Below are 14,961 nucleotides of genomic sequence, written 5' to 3' on the forward strand. Positions count from 1 at the left end.
GCCGGTATAATCGAGGGTTTGCAGAAACGCCTCAGATCGCGAACACATGGTCAACGATACCGACAACACTATCCCCGATAACAACGACGACGTCAGCGCGGCGCCCAGCGGTAAAACGCCGGCGCTGATCGCGCGCGAAGTACAGCGCCGCCGCACCTTCGGCATCATTTCCCACCCGGATGCGGGTAAAACCACGCTGACCGAAAAGCTGCTGCTGTTCTCGGGCGCGATCCAGATGGCCGGCACGGTCAAGGCGCGCAAATCGGGGCGCCACGCCACCTCGGACTGGATGGAGATCGAAAAGCAGCGCGGCATTTCGGTGGCCTCGTCGGTGATGCAGTTCGAATTCCGCGACCACGTGGTCAACCTGCTCGACACCCCCGGCCACCAGGATTTCTCGGAAGACACCTACCGGGTGCTGACGGCGGTCGACTCGGCGCTGATGGTGATCGACGCCGCCAAGGGTGTGGAAGCGCAGACCATCAAGCTGCTGGACGTTTGCCGCATGCGCAACACCCCGATCGTCACGTTCATGAACAAGATGGACCGCGAAACCCGCGACCCGCTGGAATTGCTGGACGAGCTGGAATCGGTGCTGAAGATCCAATGCGCGCCGGTGACCTGGCCGATCGGCATGGGCAAGAACTTCCGCGGCGTGTACCACCTGCTGAACGACGAGATCATGCTGTTCAAGGCCGGCGAGGAAAAAGCCGACGGCGCGTTCGAGATCATCAAAGGCATCGACAACCCGCGCCTCGTGGAAATGTTCCCGTTGGAGATGGACCAGCTGAAGATGGAAGTGGAGCTGGTGCACGGTGCCTCGCACCCGTTCGACCTGGAGCAGTTCCTGGCCGGCGTGCAGACGCCGGTGTTCTTCGGCTCCGCGATCAACAACTTCGGCGTGCGCGAGATTTTGTCGGCGCTGGTCGACTGGGCGCCGGCGCCGCGCGAGCGCGACGCCACGGTGCGCGCGGTCGACCCGACCGAGCAGCCGTTCACCGGCTTCGTGTTCAAGATCCAGGCCAATATGGACCCGGCGCACCGCGACCGGATCGCCTTCCTGCGCGTCTGCTCGGGCCGTTTCGAGCGCGGCATGAAGGTCAAGCATTTGCGCCTGGGGCGCGAGATCAAGGTATCGTCGGTGGTGACCTTCATGGCATCGTCGCGCGAGCAGGTGGAAGAGGCGTACGCCGGCGACATCATCGGCCTGCCGAACCACGGCAACATGCAGATCGGCGACTCGTTCTCGGAAGGCGAAATGCTGACCTTCACCGGCATCCCATACTTCGCGCCGGACTTCTTCCGCTCGGTGCGGATCCGCAACCCGTTAAAAATCAAACAACTGCACAAAGGTTTGCAGCAGCTGGGCGAAGAGGGCGCGGTGCAGGTCTTCAAGCCGTTGCAGGGTGGCGAGCTGGTGCTGGGCGCGGTCGGCGTGCTGCAGTTTGAAGTGGTGGCGAGCCGATTGATGAACGAATACGGCGTCGACGCCGTGTTCGAAGGCACCAGCATCAGCAGCGCGCGCTGGGTATCGAGCGACGACAAGAAAGCGCTGTCCGACTTCGAAGACGCGCTGGGCCACAACGTCGCCTACGACGCCGCCGGCAACCTGGCCTACCTGGCGACCTCGGGCGTGAACTTGCGGCTGACGCAGGAACGCTGGCCGAAGCTGCAATTCCACGCCACCCGCGAGCACTCCGCCAAGCTGTCCTAAAACTCCGGGGTCAGAGCTAAAAACTGGACACGGGCTCTACCGTAGCGACCGCTACGGTAGAGCCCGTGTCCAGTTTTTAGCTCTGACCCCGGATTCAGTTGTCGCCCAGGTCCAGTTCCACCCACACCGGGGCGTGGTCGCTCGGCTTTTCCCGGCCGCGCACGTCGCGGTCGACCTCGGCCGCCTTCAGCGACGGGGCCAGCGATGGGCTAAGTAGCAGGTGGTCGATGCGCAGGCCGGCGTCGCGGCCGTAGGCGTTGCGGAAGTAGTCCCAGAAGGTGTAGATCTTTTCTTCCGGGTGCATGGTGCGCAGCGCGTCGGTCCAGCCCTGCGCCATCAGCCGCGCAAACGCGGTGCGTGTCTCGGGCCGGAACAGCGCGTCGTCGACCCAGCGCTCGGGTTTATAGACGTCGAATTCGGTGGGAATAACATTGAAGTCGCCGGCCAGGATAACCGGCCCGCCACTGTCCAGCAATCTGGCGGTATGCGTAATCAAGCGCTCCATCCAGTGCAGCTTGTAATCGAATTTGGGTCCGGGGGCGGGATTTCCGTTGGGCAGATATAAGCCTGCGATTAATACGCCATTCACCACCGCTTCGATATAACGGCTTTGCAGGTCTTCCGGATCACCCGGCAATCCGCGACCGGTTTCGATAGGCGCGGCGCCACGCGACAAAATCGCCACGCCATTCCAACTTTTTTGTCCGTGCCATATCGCTTGATAACCGGCATCGTTAATCGCGGCTTCAGGGAATTTCTCCTGCGGCGCTTTCAATTCCTGCAGGCAGACGGCGTCCGGCTGGGTTTCATCCAGCCATTGCAATAGGGCGGGCAGGCGGCTGCCGATACCATTGACGTTGAATGTCGCGATGCGCATGGTTTTCCTTAATCAGCAATTCAAAACAGTATAGACCGACCGCGCGTCGCAGCCGTGCGTTGACGCACCCAAAGCCACCGTTCGCCCCGATGCGCCCGCCTCCCTTGGACAGCTGTGCCAACGATTGGCGTGTTCCAGCCAGTTCCTGGCTCAGCTCGGATTTTGTGCTTGACACGGCTCGCATCTTCGCCTACTGTATTACTCAACTAATACACAAATACGACACGCCATGGCTACCCACACCGCCACACTGTTTTCAATAGCGACCGGCGCCTCCGATCCTATTTACCGGCAATTAATTGAACAGGTCCGGCGTTTAATCGCCGCCGCCGTCTTAAAACCCGGCGACATATTGCCGTCCGTGCGCGATGTGGCGCTGACGTTGGCGGTCAATCCGATGACGGTTTCCAAGGCTTATAACATGCTGGAAACCGAGGGTTTATTGAGCCGCTCGCGCGGAATAGGCATGCTGGTGGCTGAGCGTCAGACGCCGATACGGCAGGATCGCGAGCATTTATTACGTCCAACGCTGGAACGCGCGGCCGCCGAGGCCCGTCAGCTTGAACTCGATCCAGAAGCGGTGATTACTCTTTTTGCTAAAATTCTTAAGGAACAGAAATGAAACCTTCCATCGTCGAGATAAACGGTTTGCATAAGGCATTTAGCAAACAGCAGGTATTGCAAGGCGTTAATTGGAATATCGAACCGGGCAAGGTGGTCGGCCTGTTGGGGCGTAACGGCGCCGGCAAATCGACGTTGCTGGAATGCCTGCTCGGCCTGCGCGAAGCGGACGGTGGCGCGAGCACGCTGTTCGGCGAGCCGGTGACGGCGCTGAGCGATCAGGCGCGCGCCGACATCGGCTACGTGCCGCAGACGTCCGAGCTGTTCGAATGGTTGACGCCCGTGCAACTTTTAGATTATTTCAAGGCGCTGTATCCGCGCTGGAACGCGGCCAAGGTCGATGGCCTGATGCAGCGCTGGGGCTTCGGCGGCGAGGCGGCGCATAAGCAAATCGGCAAGCTTTCCGGCGGCGAAAAGCAGCGTCTGTCCATCATCCGCGCGCTGGCCCACGATCCGAAACTGCTGGTGCTGGACGAGCCGGTCGCCAGCCTGGACCCGGTCGGCCGCCGCGATTTCCTGCATGAGCTGGTCGACGGCGTCATCGAACGCGACACCACGGTGATCTTTTCCACCCACATCCTGTCCGACCTGGAGCGCGTCGCGCTGGACGTGGCGTTCCTACAAGGCGGCAAGATCACGCTCCAGGCGCCGCTGGATGAGTTGCTGGAAAGCGCACACCGCATCACCGGCACCGGCGCGGCGCTGGCCGGGCTGCGTTTCAGCGACGAGATCCGCCGTCAGCAGGACGCCGGCGGCGGCGTCAGCATCCTGGCGCGACTGAGCGGAGCCGAGGCGGCGGCGCTGCGCGCCGGTCCCGAGTTGCGGGTGGAAACGCTGAGCCTGGAGGATCTGTTCGTCGAGGTGACGAAATGAGCGCCACCAACGCTTATGGCCAGCTGCTGGGCCAGGTGATGCGCGAACGCTGCGCCAGCCGCGTGCTGCTGCGCCTGACGGTCTTCATGGCCCTGTGCGCCATCGGCGAGCTGCTGTTCGCGATGAAATTCGGACAGCCGCCGTTCGGACCGGCAATATTGATCTTGTTGGTCGGCGGCGCCGGCTACATGTGGAGCGGCGCCTTCCTGAAAAACGCGGCGCAGCAGAACCAGCCGGCCTACGCCTGTCTGGTGCCCGGCCTGCGCAGCCGGCTGATGACGCTGACCGCGCTGCTGTTCGCCGCGTGTACGCTGTTGACGGCCGCCCTGACCACGCTGCTGTACGGCCACGCCGGCTATGCGTTGGTCGGCGCCGGGCTGCTCAGCGTCTACATTTTGTTCGCGAACCGCTACTATGCGTTGAATTTCTTCCCGTCGGTGGTGATCATCGCCTCGGTGACCAACAATAACCGGCCGATGCACATGCTGTTCGAAACCACCAATGCCATCGGCGAGCCGGTGGTGGCCGGAGTGGGCGTGATCGTAATGGCCTTGCTCGGCGTGTTGGGCGTGCAGGCCGTGTTTCCGCAGGGCGGCGACCGCCACTGGGCATGGCATCGGCGTCTTGGCCGCCAGCAGGCGCGGATCCGGGGGGCGCTGGCCGACGTCCCAGGGGGCGCGCGCTGGATGGCGTGGCTGCGGCTGGCCTACGACGCCGCGCTGCGGCGCGACAGCCGGGGCGGCGCCTCGCAGGGACGGATGATGATGCATGCGCTGGGCCGCAAGGCGCACGACGGCGGCGCGATTATCTACATGCTGGTTACCACGCTGGTGATGGTGCTGGTCGGACGCGAGCTGACCGGCCAGGGAAGCTCGAATGTGGTGCTGGTCAGCAGCTCGACCATGCAGGGCTGCGTGCTGCTGGCCATGCTGATCTACGCGGTCACCGCGTCGGCGAATGTGGTGCGTCATAGCGCCGAGCAGGCCTTGTACCGCTTGACGCCGGCGGCTCCGCCGACGGCGCGGATCAACCGGGTGCTGGCGGGAACGCTGCTGTTCCGCAGCCTGCGGCTATGGCTGTTGTCATTGGCATGCGCGATGTGTATCGATCTCGCCACCTTCGGCCAGCTACGCGGCATCACCTTTATGCTGGCGGCGCTGATGCTGCCGGTCGCCGGCCTGGTGCTGCGCAACTATGCGGTCATGTCGCGGCAGTCCGGCGAAGTGGTGACGATTGCCGGCACGGTATTGCTGGTCACCGCCTGCATCGCGGCGCTGTGGGTGGAAGAGATGTTGCCGGCGTTCCCCTGGGGATGGGCCGGCGGCGGTGTGTTGCTGGCGTCGGCGGCTGGACTGGCCCTGCGCTGGCGGTGGTTGGTGGCGCTGCCGCCGGTATTGCCGGCGGGACGACTGGCGCGTTAATTGGATTGCAGGATCAGGCCGAGCGTGACGGCCTGTTCTCCGGCGCCGCGCGCCGTCAGGCGCCGGCTCCAGGAAGCGTCGACTTGCAGCCGGTCCGGTATCAGCGCGTGGGCAAAACCCAGTTGATAACGCGAGCCGTTGCGCTGCTGGCCGAAGACTTCCGCCGTCAGCGAGTTGCGCTCGTTGAGCTTGAACTCGGCGCCGACGCCCCAGATGGCATCGGTGCTGCGCTGAGCCCGAGTGCGCATCAGGCCCGTGTTGAAGTGGACCAGCACCGAGTCACCTGCCAGCGAGATGCTCAGCGGTACATTGGCCGATACATCGCCCTCCAGTCCGCGTCCGCTGCGGAACTGGTCGGCCAGCACCAGGCCGATGCCCCAGCCGCCGGTCTCCAGCGGCTTGAACACGGTCTTGGCCTGCACCCGGCCGTAGTGCGCGTCGCCGCCCCCGGAGCGGCCGATGCCGAGCTCCCAGTCGCCGCCGATATTGCAGGCCGGCGTCGCCCAGTATTCGTTGTGCCGCGCGTCGTGCAGCGCGTAGGTCTCCAGCTGGCACAGGCCCGGCGCGACGATGGCGGCATCGTCCACCGTCATCGGCCGGCCGGCGTGGGCGGTCAGGGGAAGCAGCGCCAGGGCGCAGGCGGCGGCTTTGGCGCGCCGTCGGGACGGGAGATTCGTCAGGATCATCTGGCTATGCTATTTGGCGTTGCGGCGTCCCAACCAAATGGCGTCGGCGATGGCGCCGACCCAGCACACGATGCACACCAGCGACGCCAGATTGGTGGCGAAGTTGTCGCCGCCGGCGGCGTTGACCCGCTCCAGGATCAAGGCCGGATCCAGCGGCAGCGTGCCTCGGTTGACTTCCTCCATCAGTTGGTCCACCAGTTGCAGCACCGAGCGCAGCAGGTAGAACACCGCCAGCGCCGCCGGCACGATGAACAGCAGGCCGCGTTTGCCCTTGCGCAGCACCAGGTGGCCCAGTCCGGGAAACACCAGCGCCGAGATCAGCGCTGCCTTGGTCGATGCTTTCATGTCGCTCCTGTTGTTTCTTGGTGACGCGCCGTGGAAATTGACACAACGCAAGATTGCATTGTGGCAGGCAGCGTAGATTACAACATCTTACCTGCCGGGGGGAATCATGCGCGCCTTGATTGGATCCGTAGTGTCGATGTGCTTCTGCCTGCCTTGAACATCGTGCGCTACCTGCTCGGCAAACTCCGGATCGGCCCCAAGCTGTTGCTGGCGCCGGGCGTCGTCCTGATCTTGCTGGTGGTGCTGTCGGCCGGCGCCTATCTCGGGCTGCTGCGGCAGAACCAGTCGCTCGACAACATGGTGCAGCAACGCGCCGCGCGGCTGAAGGCGGCCGCCGACCTGGTGATCGGCGCCAATCGCGCGCATGCCGAGATCTACCAGCTGCTTACCTGGATCAACGGCAGCTTCTCGCCGCCGCGCGTCGACGCGCTGGTGCGCGGCATCCACGTGCGCCACGCGGCGCTCGACCGCCAGTTCACGCAACTGGAGATGGCGGTACAGGCCGATCCGGCCGAGCGCCGTTTCGTGGTGCAGTCGCAGGCGGCGCACGCGCTGTACGTCAAGGCGATCGCCGACGTGATCGAGTTGGCGATGGCCGATCAGTCGATCGCCGCCAACGCCATGGCCAAGGCGGAGCGCGCGTTCGATGTGGTGTCGCTGCGGCTGGACGAGTTGGCGCGGCTGGAGCAAAGCCTGAGCGAGCGCGCCTACGCCGACGCCGAGACCGACTTCCGGATTCTGTCGACGTGGATGCCGATTGTGGTGGCGCTGTCGATCGCCTTGTCGCTGCTGGTGACCATGGCGGTGCGCAACGCGATGCTGGAGGAGGTGCGCGAGATCGGCGCCGCCGCCGTCGATCTGGCCGAGGGCAATCTGACGGTGCGGCAGCGGACTTACGGCCAGGACGAAATCGGCGAGACGGCGCGCGCGCTCGACACCAGCATCCGCAACCTGAACACCACGCTCAAGACCATCCTGGCCTCGGCGCAATCGATCGACAGCGCCTCGCGCGAGCTGGCGCAGGGCAGCGCCGGCTTGACGCGGCGGACCAGGGAGCAGGCTGGCGCGCTGGCGCAGGCTGGGGGCGCGGTGCAGCAGCTCAGCGACGACGTCACCCAGGCAGCCAGCCACGCGCAGCTGGCCAGGCAGCTGGCGCTGTGCGCCAACAGCTTCGCGGCGCGCGGCGGCAGTGTGGTGCAGCGGCTGGTGGTGACGATGGCCTCGATCAGCGGCAGCACCCGCAAGGTGGTGGAGATCGTCGGCGTCATCGACGGCCTGGCGGTGCAGACCGACCTGCTGGCGCTGAGCGCGGCGATGGAGGCGGCGCGCGCCGGCGAGCACGGCGTCGGCTTTGCGGTGGTGGCGGGCGAGGTGCGTACGCTGGCACAGCGCTCGGCCAGCGCGGCGCAGCAGATCAAGGCCTTGATCGCCGAGTCGGCGGCGCAGATCGAAGGCGGCAGCCGCTCGGTGGAGGAGGTGGGCTTGAGCATGGTGGACATCGTCAGCTCGGTGCAGCAGGTGGGCGACATCATCGGCCGCATCGGCGACGCCGGCGCGGGACAGGCGCAAAGTGTGCTTGGCGTGCGGCAGGCGATCGTCGGCATGGACCAGGTGACGCAGCAGAATCTGGCGCTGGTGGCGCAGGCCGCTGCGGCGGCCAGCACCTTGCAGCGGCAGGCGCTGTATTTGTCGGAGGCGGTGGCGATGTTCAAGCTGGACGAGGGCGTCGAACCGCCGCACCCGCGCCGTCCCGGCGACTCGCCGCGCGCTGTGCGGCTGCGGCTGGCCTCAGTTCGACACTGAACGGCTCCAGCGGTCGCTCGGCTGTTTCAGGTATTTCTCGATCAGGTAGCCCCATGGCATGGCGATCGGGATGATGACGACGATGCCGACCGCGAACAGGTTCTCCATCATCGCCTGGTCCAGCGGACCGGCGCGCCAGGCCGGCAGCGCGACGACCAGCAGCCAGATCGTCTTCCAGGTCAGTTCCCACAGCAGCACCGGCAGCATTTGCAGCGGGTAGCGGATGCCCAACGCGCACAGCAGGCCGAACGCCGCCAACATGCAATTGACGAAGCCCTGCGCCACGCTCCATGGTTGCTCGTGGTGGATCACGCCGGGCCAGATCACCAGGCCCAGGCCGACGGCGATGATCAGGTACACGATTCTCAACATATACAGACGGGTCAGCGATACTGGTTGCATGGCGAAGCTCCTTAGGTTGGATTACTCGACTTCTTTCAGAATTTTTTCAATCGTGATGATGCGGGACTTCAGGTCGGCCAGCGCGGCCGCCGTTTCAGCCTGCGCGGCGATACTGCGCTCGGCCAGCTGGCGGTAATCGTCGTCGCTCTGCTGGCGCAGCTTGGCTTGCTTGGTCTGCGCCACGAAGCGCATGGCGAAAATCAGCAGCACCGTCACTGGCAGCAGGAAGATCGTCAGCAGGTAGATGGGTTCGGACATAAGTGCCTCTATGGTTCGGGATTGGTGGACAGGGACTGCGCCGCCTCGGCGATCAGCGCCGGTGTGATTTCGACGCTGAAATCCGGTACTTCAAAAAAATTCAGCGCCTTGCCATCGGCGGACAGTTCCAGTTTGCTGGTGACCAGGCCGGTGTCCTCCAGCTTTTGCAGATGCAGATGCAGCAACGGGCGGCTGATGCCCAGTTCGCGCGCCAGCTGGCTGACGTAATTGCGGCCGCCGGACGTCAGCGCCGCCACGATGCGCAGCCGGTGCGGATTCGATAGCGCCGCCAGCATGGCCAGCAGCTGGTCTCCGGTTAGGTTTGGCGTTTTCGATTTCATGTGTAAAGAATAGCTGACACGTGATATCGAGTCAAACGTTATTTTCAAAAAGATAAAAAAACCCGGCAGGGTCGGGCGACCGTGCCGGGCTGGTGGCTGCGCGGGCGGACCCGCGCGGCTGGCGATTTACTCGTAGTCGCTCATCGGCGCGCAGCCGCAGAACAGGTTGCGGTCGCCGTAGACGTTGTCGGCGCGGCCGACCGGCGGCCAGTATTTCTGCTTGCGCAGCGACGGCACAGGGTAGGCCGCCACTTCGCGGCTGTACTTGCGTTCCCAGACGTCGGCGGTCAGCACTTCGGCGGTGTGCGGGGCGAATTTCAGCGGGTTGTCCAGTTTGTCGAATTCGCCGCTTTCCACCTTGGCGATCTCGCCGCGAATGGTGACCATGGCGTCGATGAAGCGGTCCATCTCGGCCTTCGATTCGCTTTCGGTCGGTTCGATCATCAGCGTGCCCGGCACCGGGAAGCTCATGGTCGGGGCGTGGAAGCCGAAGTCCATCAGGCGCTTGGCGACGTCTTCGTTGCTGATGCCGGTGGCGTCCTGCAGCGGACGCAGGTCGATGATGCACTCGTGCGCCACCAGGCCGTCGTGGCCCGAGTACAGCACCGGGTAGTGCGGCGACAGCCGGCGCGCCATGTAGTTGGCGTTCAGGATCGCGGTTTCGGTCGCGGCGGTCAGGCCTTCGGCGCCCATCATCGCGATGTACATCCACGAGATCGGCAGGATGCTGGCCGAGCCGTACGGCGCGGCGCTGACCGAGCCGATGCCGGCGTTGTCGCGGATATAGCCGTTCGAACGCTGGTTCGGCAGGAACTTGGCCAGGTGCGCGCCGACGCCGATCGGGCCGACGCCGGGACCGCCACCGCCGTGCGGGATGCAGAAGGTCTTGTGCAGGTTCAGGTGCGAGACGTCGCCGCCGAACGAACCGGGCGCCGCGACGCCGACCAGCGCGTTCATGTTGGCGCCGTCGATGTAGACCTGGCCGCCGTGGCCGTGAACGATTTCGCACAGTTCCTGGATGCCTTCTTCGAACACGCCGTGGGTGGACGGGTAGGTCACCATCACGCAGGCCAGGTTCTTCGAGTGCAGTTCGGCTTTCGCCTTCAGGTCGGCCAGGTCGACGTTGCCGCTGGCGTCGCAGGCGGTGACCACCACCTGCATGCCGACCATGTTGGCCGATGCCGGGTTGGTACCGTGCGCCGACGACGGGATCAGGCAGATGTTGCGATGGCCTTCGCCGCGCGATTGATGGTAGGCCTGGATCACCAGCAGACCGGCGTACTCGCCCTGCGAACCGGCGTTCGGCTGCAGCGAGACGGCGGCGTAGCCGGTCAGCGCGCACAGCATCTCTTCCAGTTGCGCGATCATTTCGCGGTAGCCGACGGTCTGGCTGTCCGGCGCGAACGGGTGGATGTTGGAGAATTCAGGCCAGGTGACCGGGATCATTTCCGAGGTGGCGTTCAGCTTCATGGTGCACGAACCCAGCGGGATCATGGTGCGGTCCAGCGCCAGGTCCTTGTCCGCCAGGCCGCGCAGGTAGCGCAGCATTTCGGTTTCGGAGTGGTAGCGGTTGAACACCGGGTGCGACAGGTACTCGCTGGTGCGGGCCAGCGCTTCAGGGAAGGAACGCTCGATAGCCGCTTCGACGGTGTCGAAATCCGGGCCGTGGGCCGGGCCGCCGACCGGGTGCGCGAACACGGTCCACAGCAGCGCGATGTCTTCGCGGGTGGTGGTTTCGTCCAGCGAGATGCCGACGTGCGAGGCGTCGATCACGCGCAGGTTGACGCCGTGCGAGTGGGCCGAGGCGTGCAGCTGTTCGGCGTTCTTGACGGCGATGGTCAGCGTGTCGAAGAAGGTGTCGTTGGTGACGGTGTAGCCCAGCGTTTTCAGGTTGGACGCCAGCACGCCGGTGAAGCGGTGCACGCGCTTGGCGATCTGCAGCAGGCCTTTCGGGCCGTGGTAGACGGCGTACATCGACGCCATCACCGCCAGCAGCACTTGCGCGGTGCAGATGTTGGAGGTGGCTTTTTCGCGGCGGATGTGCTGCTCGCGGGTTTGCAGCGCCAGGCGGTAGGCCTTGTTGCCCTGGGCGTCGATGGTGACGCCGACCAGGCGGCCGGACATGCTGCGCTTGAATTCGTCGCGGGTCGACAGGTAGCCGGCGTGCGGGCCGCCAAAGCCCAGCGGTACGCCGAAGCGCTGGCTGTTGCCGACCACGACGTCGGCGCCCCATTCGCCCGGAGGCGTGAGCATGGTCAGCGCCAGCAGGTCGGCGGCGACCACCACCATCGCGCCCTTGGCCTTGATGGCTTCGACGCCGGCCTTGTAGTCGCGCACCACGCCGTTCACGCCAGGGTATTGCAGCAGCACGCCGAAGGCTTCGCCGATGTCGGCCAGTTCGGCCGGGTGGAAGCTCTTGACTTCGATGCCCAGCGGCTTGGCGCGGGTTTCGACCACTTCGCGGGTTTGCGGCAGCACGTCGTCGGCGACGTAGAACACTTGGGATTTCGATTTGCCGACGCGCTGGATCAGCGTCATCGCTTCGGCGGCGGCGGTGCCTTCGTCCAGCATCGAGGCGTTGGCGATGCCCATGCCGGTCAGGTCGGTGATGGTTTGCTGGAAGTTCAGGATCGCTTCCAGGCGGCCTTGCGAGATCTCAGGCTGGTATGGCGTGTAGGCGGTGTACCAGGCCGGGTTTTCAAAGATGTTGCGCAGGATGACGCCTGGCGTCAGCGTGTTGTAGTAGCCCTGGCCGATCAGCGACTTGAGCACCTTGTTTTTCGAAGCGATCTTTTTCAGCTTGGTCAGCGCTTCCTGTTCCGGCATCGGCTGCGAGTATTGGCCGAGGGCCAGCGTGCCCTGGTTGCGGATGTTGGCGGGGACCAGGGCGTCGATCAGGGCGGCGCGCGAGGCGTAGCCGAGGACGGACAGCATGGCGTCCTGTTCTGCGGCGTCGGGGCCGATGTGGCGGGCGATGAAGGCGTCGCGGGCTTCGAGTTGGGTCAGGCTGGTGCGAGTCATGATTTGTCTGGGCTAAAGAAATGCGGGATGCCGGCGCGGACGCGGGCAAGATGGAAAAGCAAAAAGGCCAGCACAGGGCTGGCCTTCACGCGCCATTAAGCGCCGGTGGTCTTGCCGTAGGCGGCTGCGTCGAGCAGGCCGTCGATGGCGGCGGCGTCGGTCGGCTTGATCTTGAACAGCCATGCCGCGTAGGCGTCGCTGTTGATCGATTCCGGCGCGCTGGCCACGTCTTCGTTGACGGCCACGACTTCGCCCGATACCGGCGCGTAGATGTCGCTGGCGGCCTTGACCGATTCCACCACGGCGGCGTCGTCGCCAGCGGTGTAGCTCTTGCCGACTTTCGGCAGTTCGACGAAGACGATATCGCCCAGCGCGTCCTGCGCGTATTCGGTGATGCCGACGGTGACGGTGCCGTCGGCCTCGGCGCGGACCCACTCGTGGGATTCGGTGTACTTCAGATCTGCAGGAATGTTCATGTAAAGCTCCAGAGGGGTGAGAGGTTAGACAGCCAGGATTTTACCGTTGCGCACGAACGGCAATTTAACCACAGACGCGGCCAGTTTTTTGTCGCGGATCTCGACCTGCACGGTATCGCCGACGTTGACGCCGTTCGGCACGCGCGCCAGGGCGATCGCCTGCTGCATCGACGGGCTGAAGGTGCCGCTGGTGATTTCGCCGGTGGCATCGCTGCCGGCCACGATGACCTTTTGGTGCGCGCGCAGCACGCCGCCTTTTTCACGCAGGATCAGGCCGACGAATTGGGCGTTCTGGCCCATCGCCTGCAGCGCCGCCTTGCCGATGAAGTCGCGCTCGGAGACCAGGTCGATGGTCCAGGCCAGGCCGGCGTCCAGCGGGTTGACGGTTTCGTCCATGTCCTGGCCGTACAGATTCATGCCGGCTTCGAGGCGCAGCGTGTCGCGCGCGCCCAGGCCGGCCGGCTTGACGCCGGCGGCGACCAGCGCGTTCCACAGGTTCTCGGCCTGCTCGGCGGCGACGCCGATTTCAAAGCCGTCTTCGCCGGTGTAGCCGGTGCGGGCGATCATCGCCTCGCCGAAGATTGGGCTTTGCGCGAATGCGACGTTGAACGGCTTCATGTCGGCGCTGCCGGCTTTCGATTCAGGGATCACTTCCCACACCTTGGCGCGGGCGTTCGGGCCTTGCACGGCGATCAGCGCCATGGCGTTGTCGCCATCGCGGCGCTGGGTGATCGTCACACCGCTGTTGGTGGCGGCGTTTTGCTGCTGCATCCAGGCCACGTCTTTTTCGGCGGTGCCGGCGTTGACCACCAGGCGGAACCAGCTCTCGCTGATGAAGTAGACGATCAGGTCGTCGATGACGAAGCCTTGCGGGTTGAGCATGCAGGAGTACAGCGCCTTGCCCGAGACCTGGAGCTTGTCGACGTTGTTGGCCAGCAGGCCGCGCAGGAAGGCGCGCACGTTGTCGCCCTTGATGTCGACCACGCACATGTGGGCCACGTCGAACATGCCGACGTCGGTGCGCACGGCGTTGTGTTCTTCGATCTGCGAGCCGTAGTTGACCGGCATGTCCCAACCGCCGAAGTCGACCATCTTGGCGCCGGCGGCGCGGTGGGCATTGTTGAGTGGGGTGGCTTTGAGCGTCATGATTCCTCGGTCCAAATCGAATAGGGGTTAACAGAACATACAAGGAACGGCTAAAAAGCAGTTTCCACAATGATCGCAGACCCCTCTGTCCTTGGTACCTGAGAGATTACGGGAGAAAATCCCCGCGCGCCCCTTCGGTGGGCCGCCGGCGTATGCCGCGGCCGCTCTCCAGAGTTGAGCCAAACTGGCCCCTTGATCGGTCCTTTTGCCTGAGAGTTTTTGGGTAGTGCCCCTTCGGCGGCAACGCGAGTTTGCCCTCTCCCGATCAAGACTCGGGAATATATGTCAGAAGGGCCTTATTGTCAATCTTGGCGGCAAGGAGGCGCGCACGGCAGGCGTACGGTAAAAGACTGACAAATCAACTATTTGCTAGAATTAATGAAAATCTTTCCGAGAGCCCAGCCATGAGCCAAGACCAAACCAATTCCGAGGGCCATGCGTGGTTCACTTTGTCCGGCGATGTAAACAGCGATATGGTTCGCCGCGTCTTCGACGCCGTCGCCGATATGACCGAGGATCGCATCACCACCGCCCACATCCTGATCCAGTCCAACGGCGGCTACGTCAGCGACGGGATATGCCTGTACAACTACCTGAGCAAGCTGCCGATCAAGATCGTCACCTACAACGCCGGCGCGGTGGCGTCGATCGCGGTGGTGCTGTTCCTGGCCGGCGCCGAGCGCTACGCCAGCGACACCGCCCGCTTCATGGTGCACAAGTCGCACGCCAGCGCGCCGCACGGCGCCCGGCCGGACGCGTTGCGCATCATCGTCGAGGGCTTGCAGGCGGACGATGCCCGCACCGAGCAAATCCTGCGCACGCACGTGCGGTTGACCGAAGAACACTGGCGCACGCACGAGTATTCGGACCTGCACCTGACGGCGGTCGAGGGCTTGAAAGTGGGAATGATTCAGGCGGTGCGGGATTTCGTGCCGCCGCGCGGCGAGCGGGTGACCAACATCTAGGCGCGTCGGCGT

General features: G+C 64.5%; 15 protein-coding genes and 2 riboswitches. Of the genes, 6 read left to right on the forward strand and 9 right to left on the reverse strand.

Going from position 1 to position 14,961, the window contains the following annotated elements:
• The first annotated feature begins 46 nt into the window (after nt 1–46).
• Complete coding sequence (locus tag GW587_RS12045) at nt 47–1,714, forward strand: peptide chain release factor 3 (protein WP_166102902.1); 1,668 nt, start codon at nt 47–49, stop codon at nt 1,712–1,714.
• 94 nt (nt 1,715–1,808) lie between these two features.
• On the opposite strand, the gene xth is transcribed toward GW587_RS12045, so the two are convergent.
• Nucleotides 1,809–2,591 (reverse strand): exodeoxyribonuclease III, encoded by a 783-nt coding sequence (gene xth / locus GW587_RS12050; RefSeq protein WP_166102905.1) that lies wholly within the window; start codon nt 2,589–2,591, stop codon nt 1,809–1,811.
• Between the two features lie 229 nt (nt 2,592–2,820).
• Here xth and GW587_RS12055 point away from each other — a divergent pair, with 229 nt between their 5' ends.
• Genes GW587_RS12055 through GW587_RS12065 form a run of 3 tightly spaced genes read left to right on the forward strand, consistent with a single transcriptional unit; the run spans nt 2,821 to nt 5,506 of the window.
• Nucleotides 2,821–3,213, forward strand: coding sequence for a GntR family transcriptional regulator (locus GW587_RS12055; RefSeq protein WP_166102907.1), 393 nt, complete (start codon nt 2,821–2,823; stop codon nt 3,211–3,213).
• Nucleotides 3,210–4,085 (forward strand): ABC transporter ATP-binding protein, encoded by an 876-nt coding sequence (locus GW587_RS12060; RefSeq protein WP_166102910.1) that lies wholly within the window; start codon nt 3,210–3,212, stop codon nt 4,083–4,085. Before GW587_RS12055 ends, GW587_RS12060 begins: the two co-directional genes overlap by 4 nt.
• The gene (locus GW587_RS12065) at nt 4,082–5,506 is read left to right on the forward strand and encodes a hypothetical protein (protein ID WP_166102913.1); all 1,425 of its coding nucleotides are present in this window, start codon (nt 4,082–4,084) and stop codon (nt 5,504–5,506) included. Before GW587_RS12060 ends, GW587_RS12065 begins: the two co-directional genes overlap by 4 nt.
• Here the strand turns inward: GW587_RS12065 and GW587_RS12070 are convergent.
• Both GW587_RS12070 and GW587_RS12075 read right to left on the reverse strand, forming a co-directional pair.
• Nucleotides 5,503–6,192, reverse strand: coding sequence for a PA4824 family protein (locus GW587_RS12070; protein ID WP_166102916.1), 690 nt, complete (start codon nt 6,190–6,192; stop codon nt 5,503–5,505). The two genes, GW587_RS12065 and GW587_RS12070, sit on opposite strands and share 4 nt — an antisense overlap.
• 9 nt (nt 6,193–6,201) lie before the next feature.
• The gene (locus GW587_RS12075; protein ID WP_166102919.1) at nt 6,202–6,537 is read right to left on the reverse strand and encodes a hypothetical protein; all 336 of its coding nucleotides are present in this window, start codon (nt 6,535–6,537) and stop codon (nt 6,202–6,204) included.
• A 138-nt stretch (nt 6,538–6,675) separates the two neighbouring features.
• Here GW587_RS12075 and GW587_RS12080 point away from each other — a divergent pair, with 138 nt between their 5' ends.
• Nucleotides 6,676–8,340, forward strand: a complete 1,665-nt coding sequence (locus GW587_RS12080; RefSeq protein ID WP_371875579.1) for a methyl-accepting chemotaxis protein — start codon at nt 6,676–6,678, stop codon at nt 8,338–8,340.
• Here GW587_RS12080 and GW587_RS12085 read toward each other — a convergent pair.
• The 6 genes from GW587_RS12085 to gcvT form a co-directional block, all read right to left on the reverse strand.
• On the reverse strand, nt 8,326–8,742 hold the full coding sequence (locus GW587_RS12085) for a hypothetical protein (protein ID WP_166102920.1): 417 nt from the start codon (nt 8,740–8,742) through the stop codon (nt 8,326–8,328). The two genes, GW587_RS12080 and GW587_RS12085, sit on opposite strands and share 15 nt — an antisense overlap.
• A 21-nt stretch (nt 8,743–8,763) precedes the next feature.
• Nucleotides 8,764–9,000, reverse strand: coding sequence for a hypothetical protein (locus GW587_RS12090; protein WP_166102921.1), 237 nt, complete (start codon nt 8,998–9,000; stop codon nt 8,764–8,766).
• A gap of 8 nt (nt 9,001–9,008) precedes the next feature.
• Entirely contained in the window at nt 9,009–9,341 is a 333-nt protein-coding gene (locus tag GW587_RS12095; RefSeq protein WP_166102924.1) for an ArsR/SmtB family transcription factor, read from the reverse strand.
• A 126-nt stretch (nt 9,342–9,467) separates the two neighbouring features.
• On the reverse strand, nt 9,468–12,362 hold the full coding sequence (gcvP, locus tag GW587_RS12100) for an aminomethyl-transferring glycine dehydrogenase (protein WP_166102927.1): 2,895 nt from the start codon (nt 12,360–12,362) through the stop codon (nt 9,468–9,470).
• A 95-nt stretch (nt 12,363–12,457) separates the two neighbouring features.
• On the reverse strand, nt 12,458–12,838 hold the full coding sequence (gene gcvH / locus GW587_RS12105; RefSeq protein ID WP_166102929.1) for a glycine cleavage system protein GcvH: 381 nt from the start codon (nt 12,836–12,838) through the stop codon (nt 12,458–12,460).
• A 24-nt stretch (nt 12,839–12,862) separates the two neighbouring features.
• On the reverse strand, nt 12,863–13,984 hold the full coding sequence (gene gcvT / locus GW587_RS12110) for a glycine cleavage system aminomethyltransferase GcvT (RefSeq protein ID WP_166102932.1): 1,122 nt from the start codon (nt 13,982–13,984) through the stop codon (nt 12,863–12,865).
• 75 nt (nt 13,985–14,059) lie between these two features.
• Nucleotides 14,060–14,166: riboswitch (glycine riboswitch) on the reverse strand.
• A gap of 5 nt (nt 14,167–14,171) precedes the next feature.
• A riboswitch (glycine riboswitch) is annotated at nt 14,172–14,258 on the reverse strand.
• Nucleotides 14,259–14,388: 130 nt separating this feature from the next.
• On the opposite strand from gcvT, the gene GW587_RS12115 reads away from it, so the two are divergent.
• The gene (locus GW587_RS12115) at nt 14,389–14,949 is read left to right on the forward strand and encodes an ATP-dependent Clp protease proteolytic subunit (RefSeq protein ID WP_166102934.1); all 561 of its coding nucleotides are present in this window, start codon (nt 14,389–14,391) and stop codon (nt 14,947–14,949) included.
• The last annotated feature ends 12 nt before the right edge of the window (nt 14,950–14,961 follow it).

The organism is Duganella aceris, assembly GCF_011090165.1.
Classification (GTDB): Bacteria; Pseudomonadota; Gammaproteobacteria; order Burkholderiales; family Burkholderiaceae_D; genus Rugamonas; species Rugamonas aceris.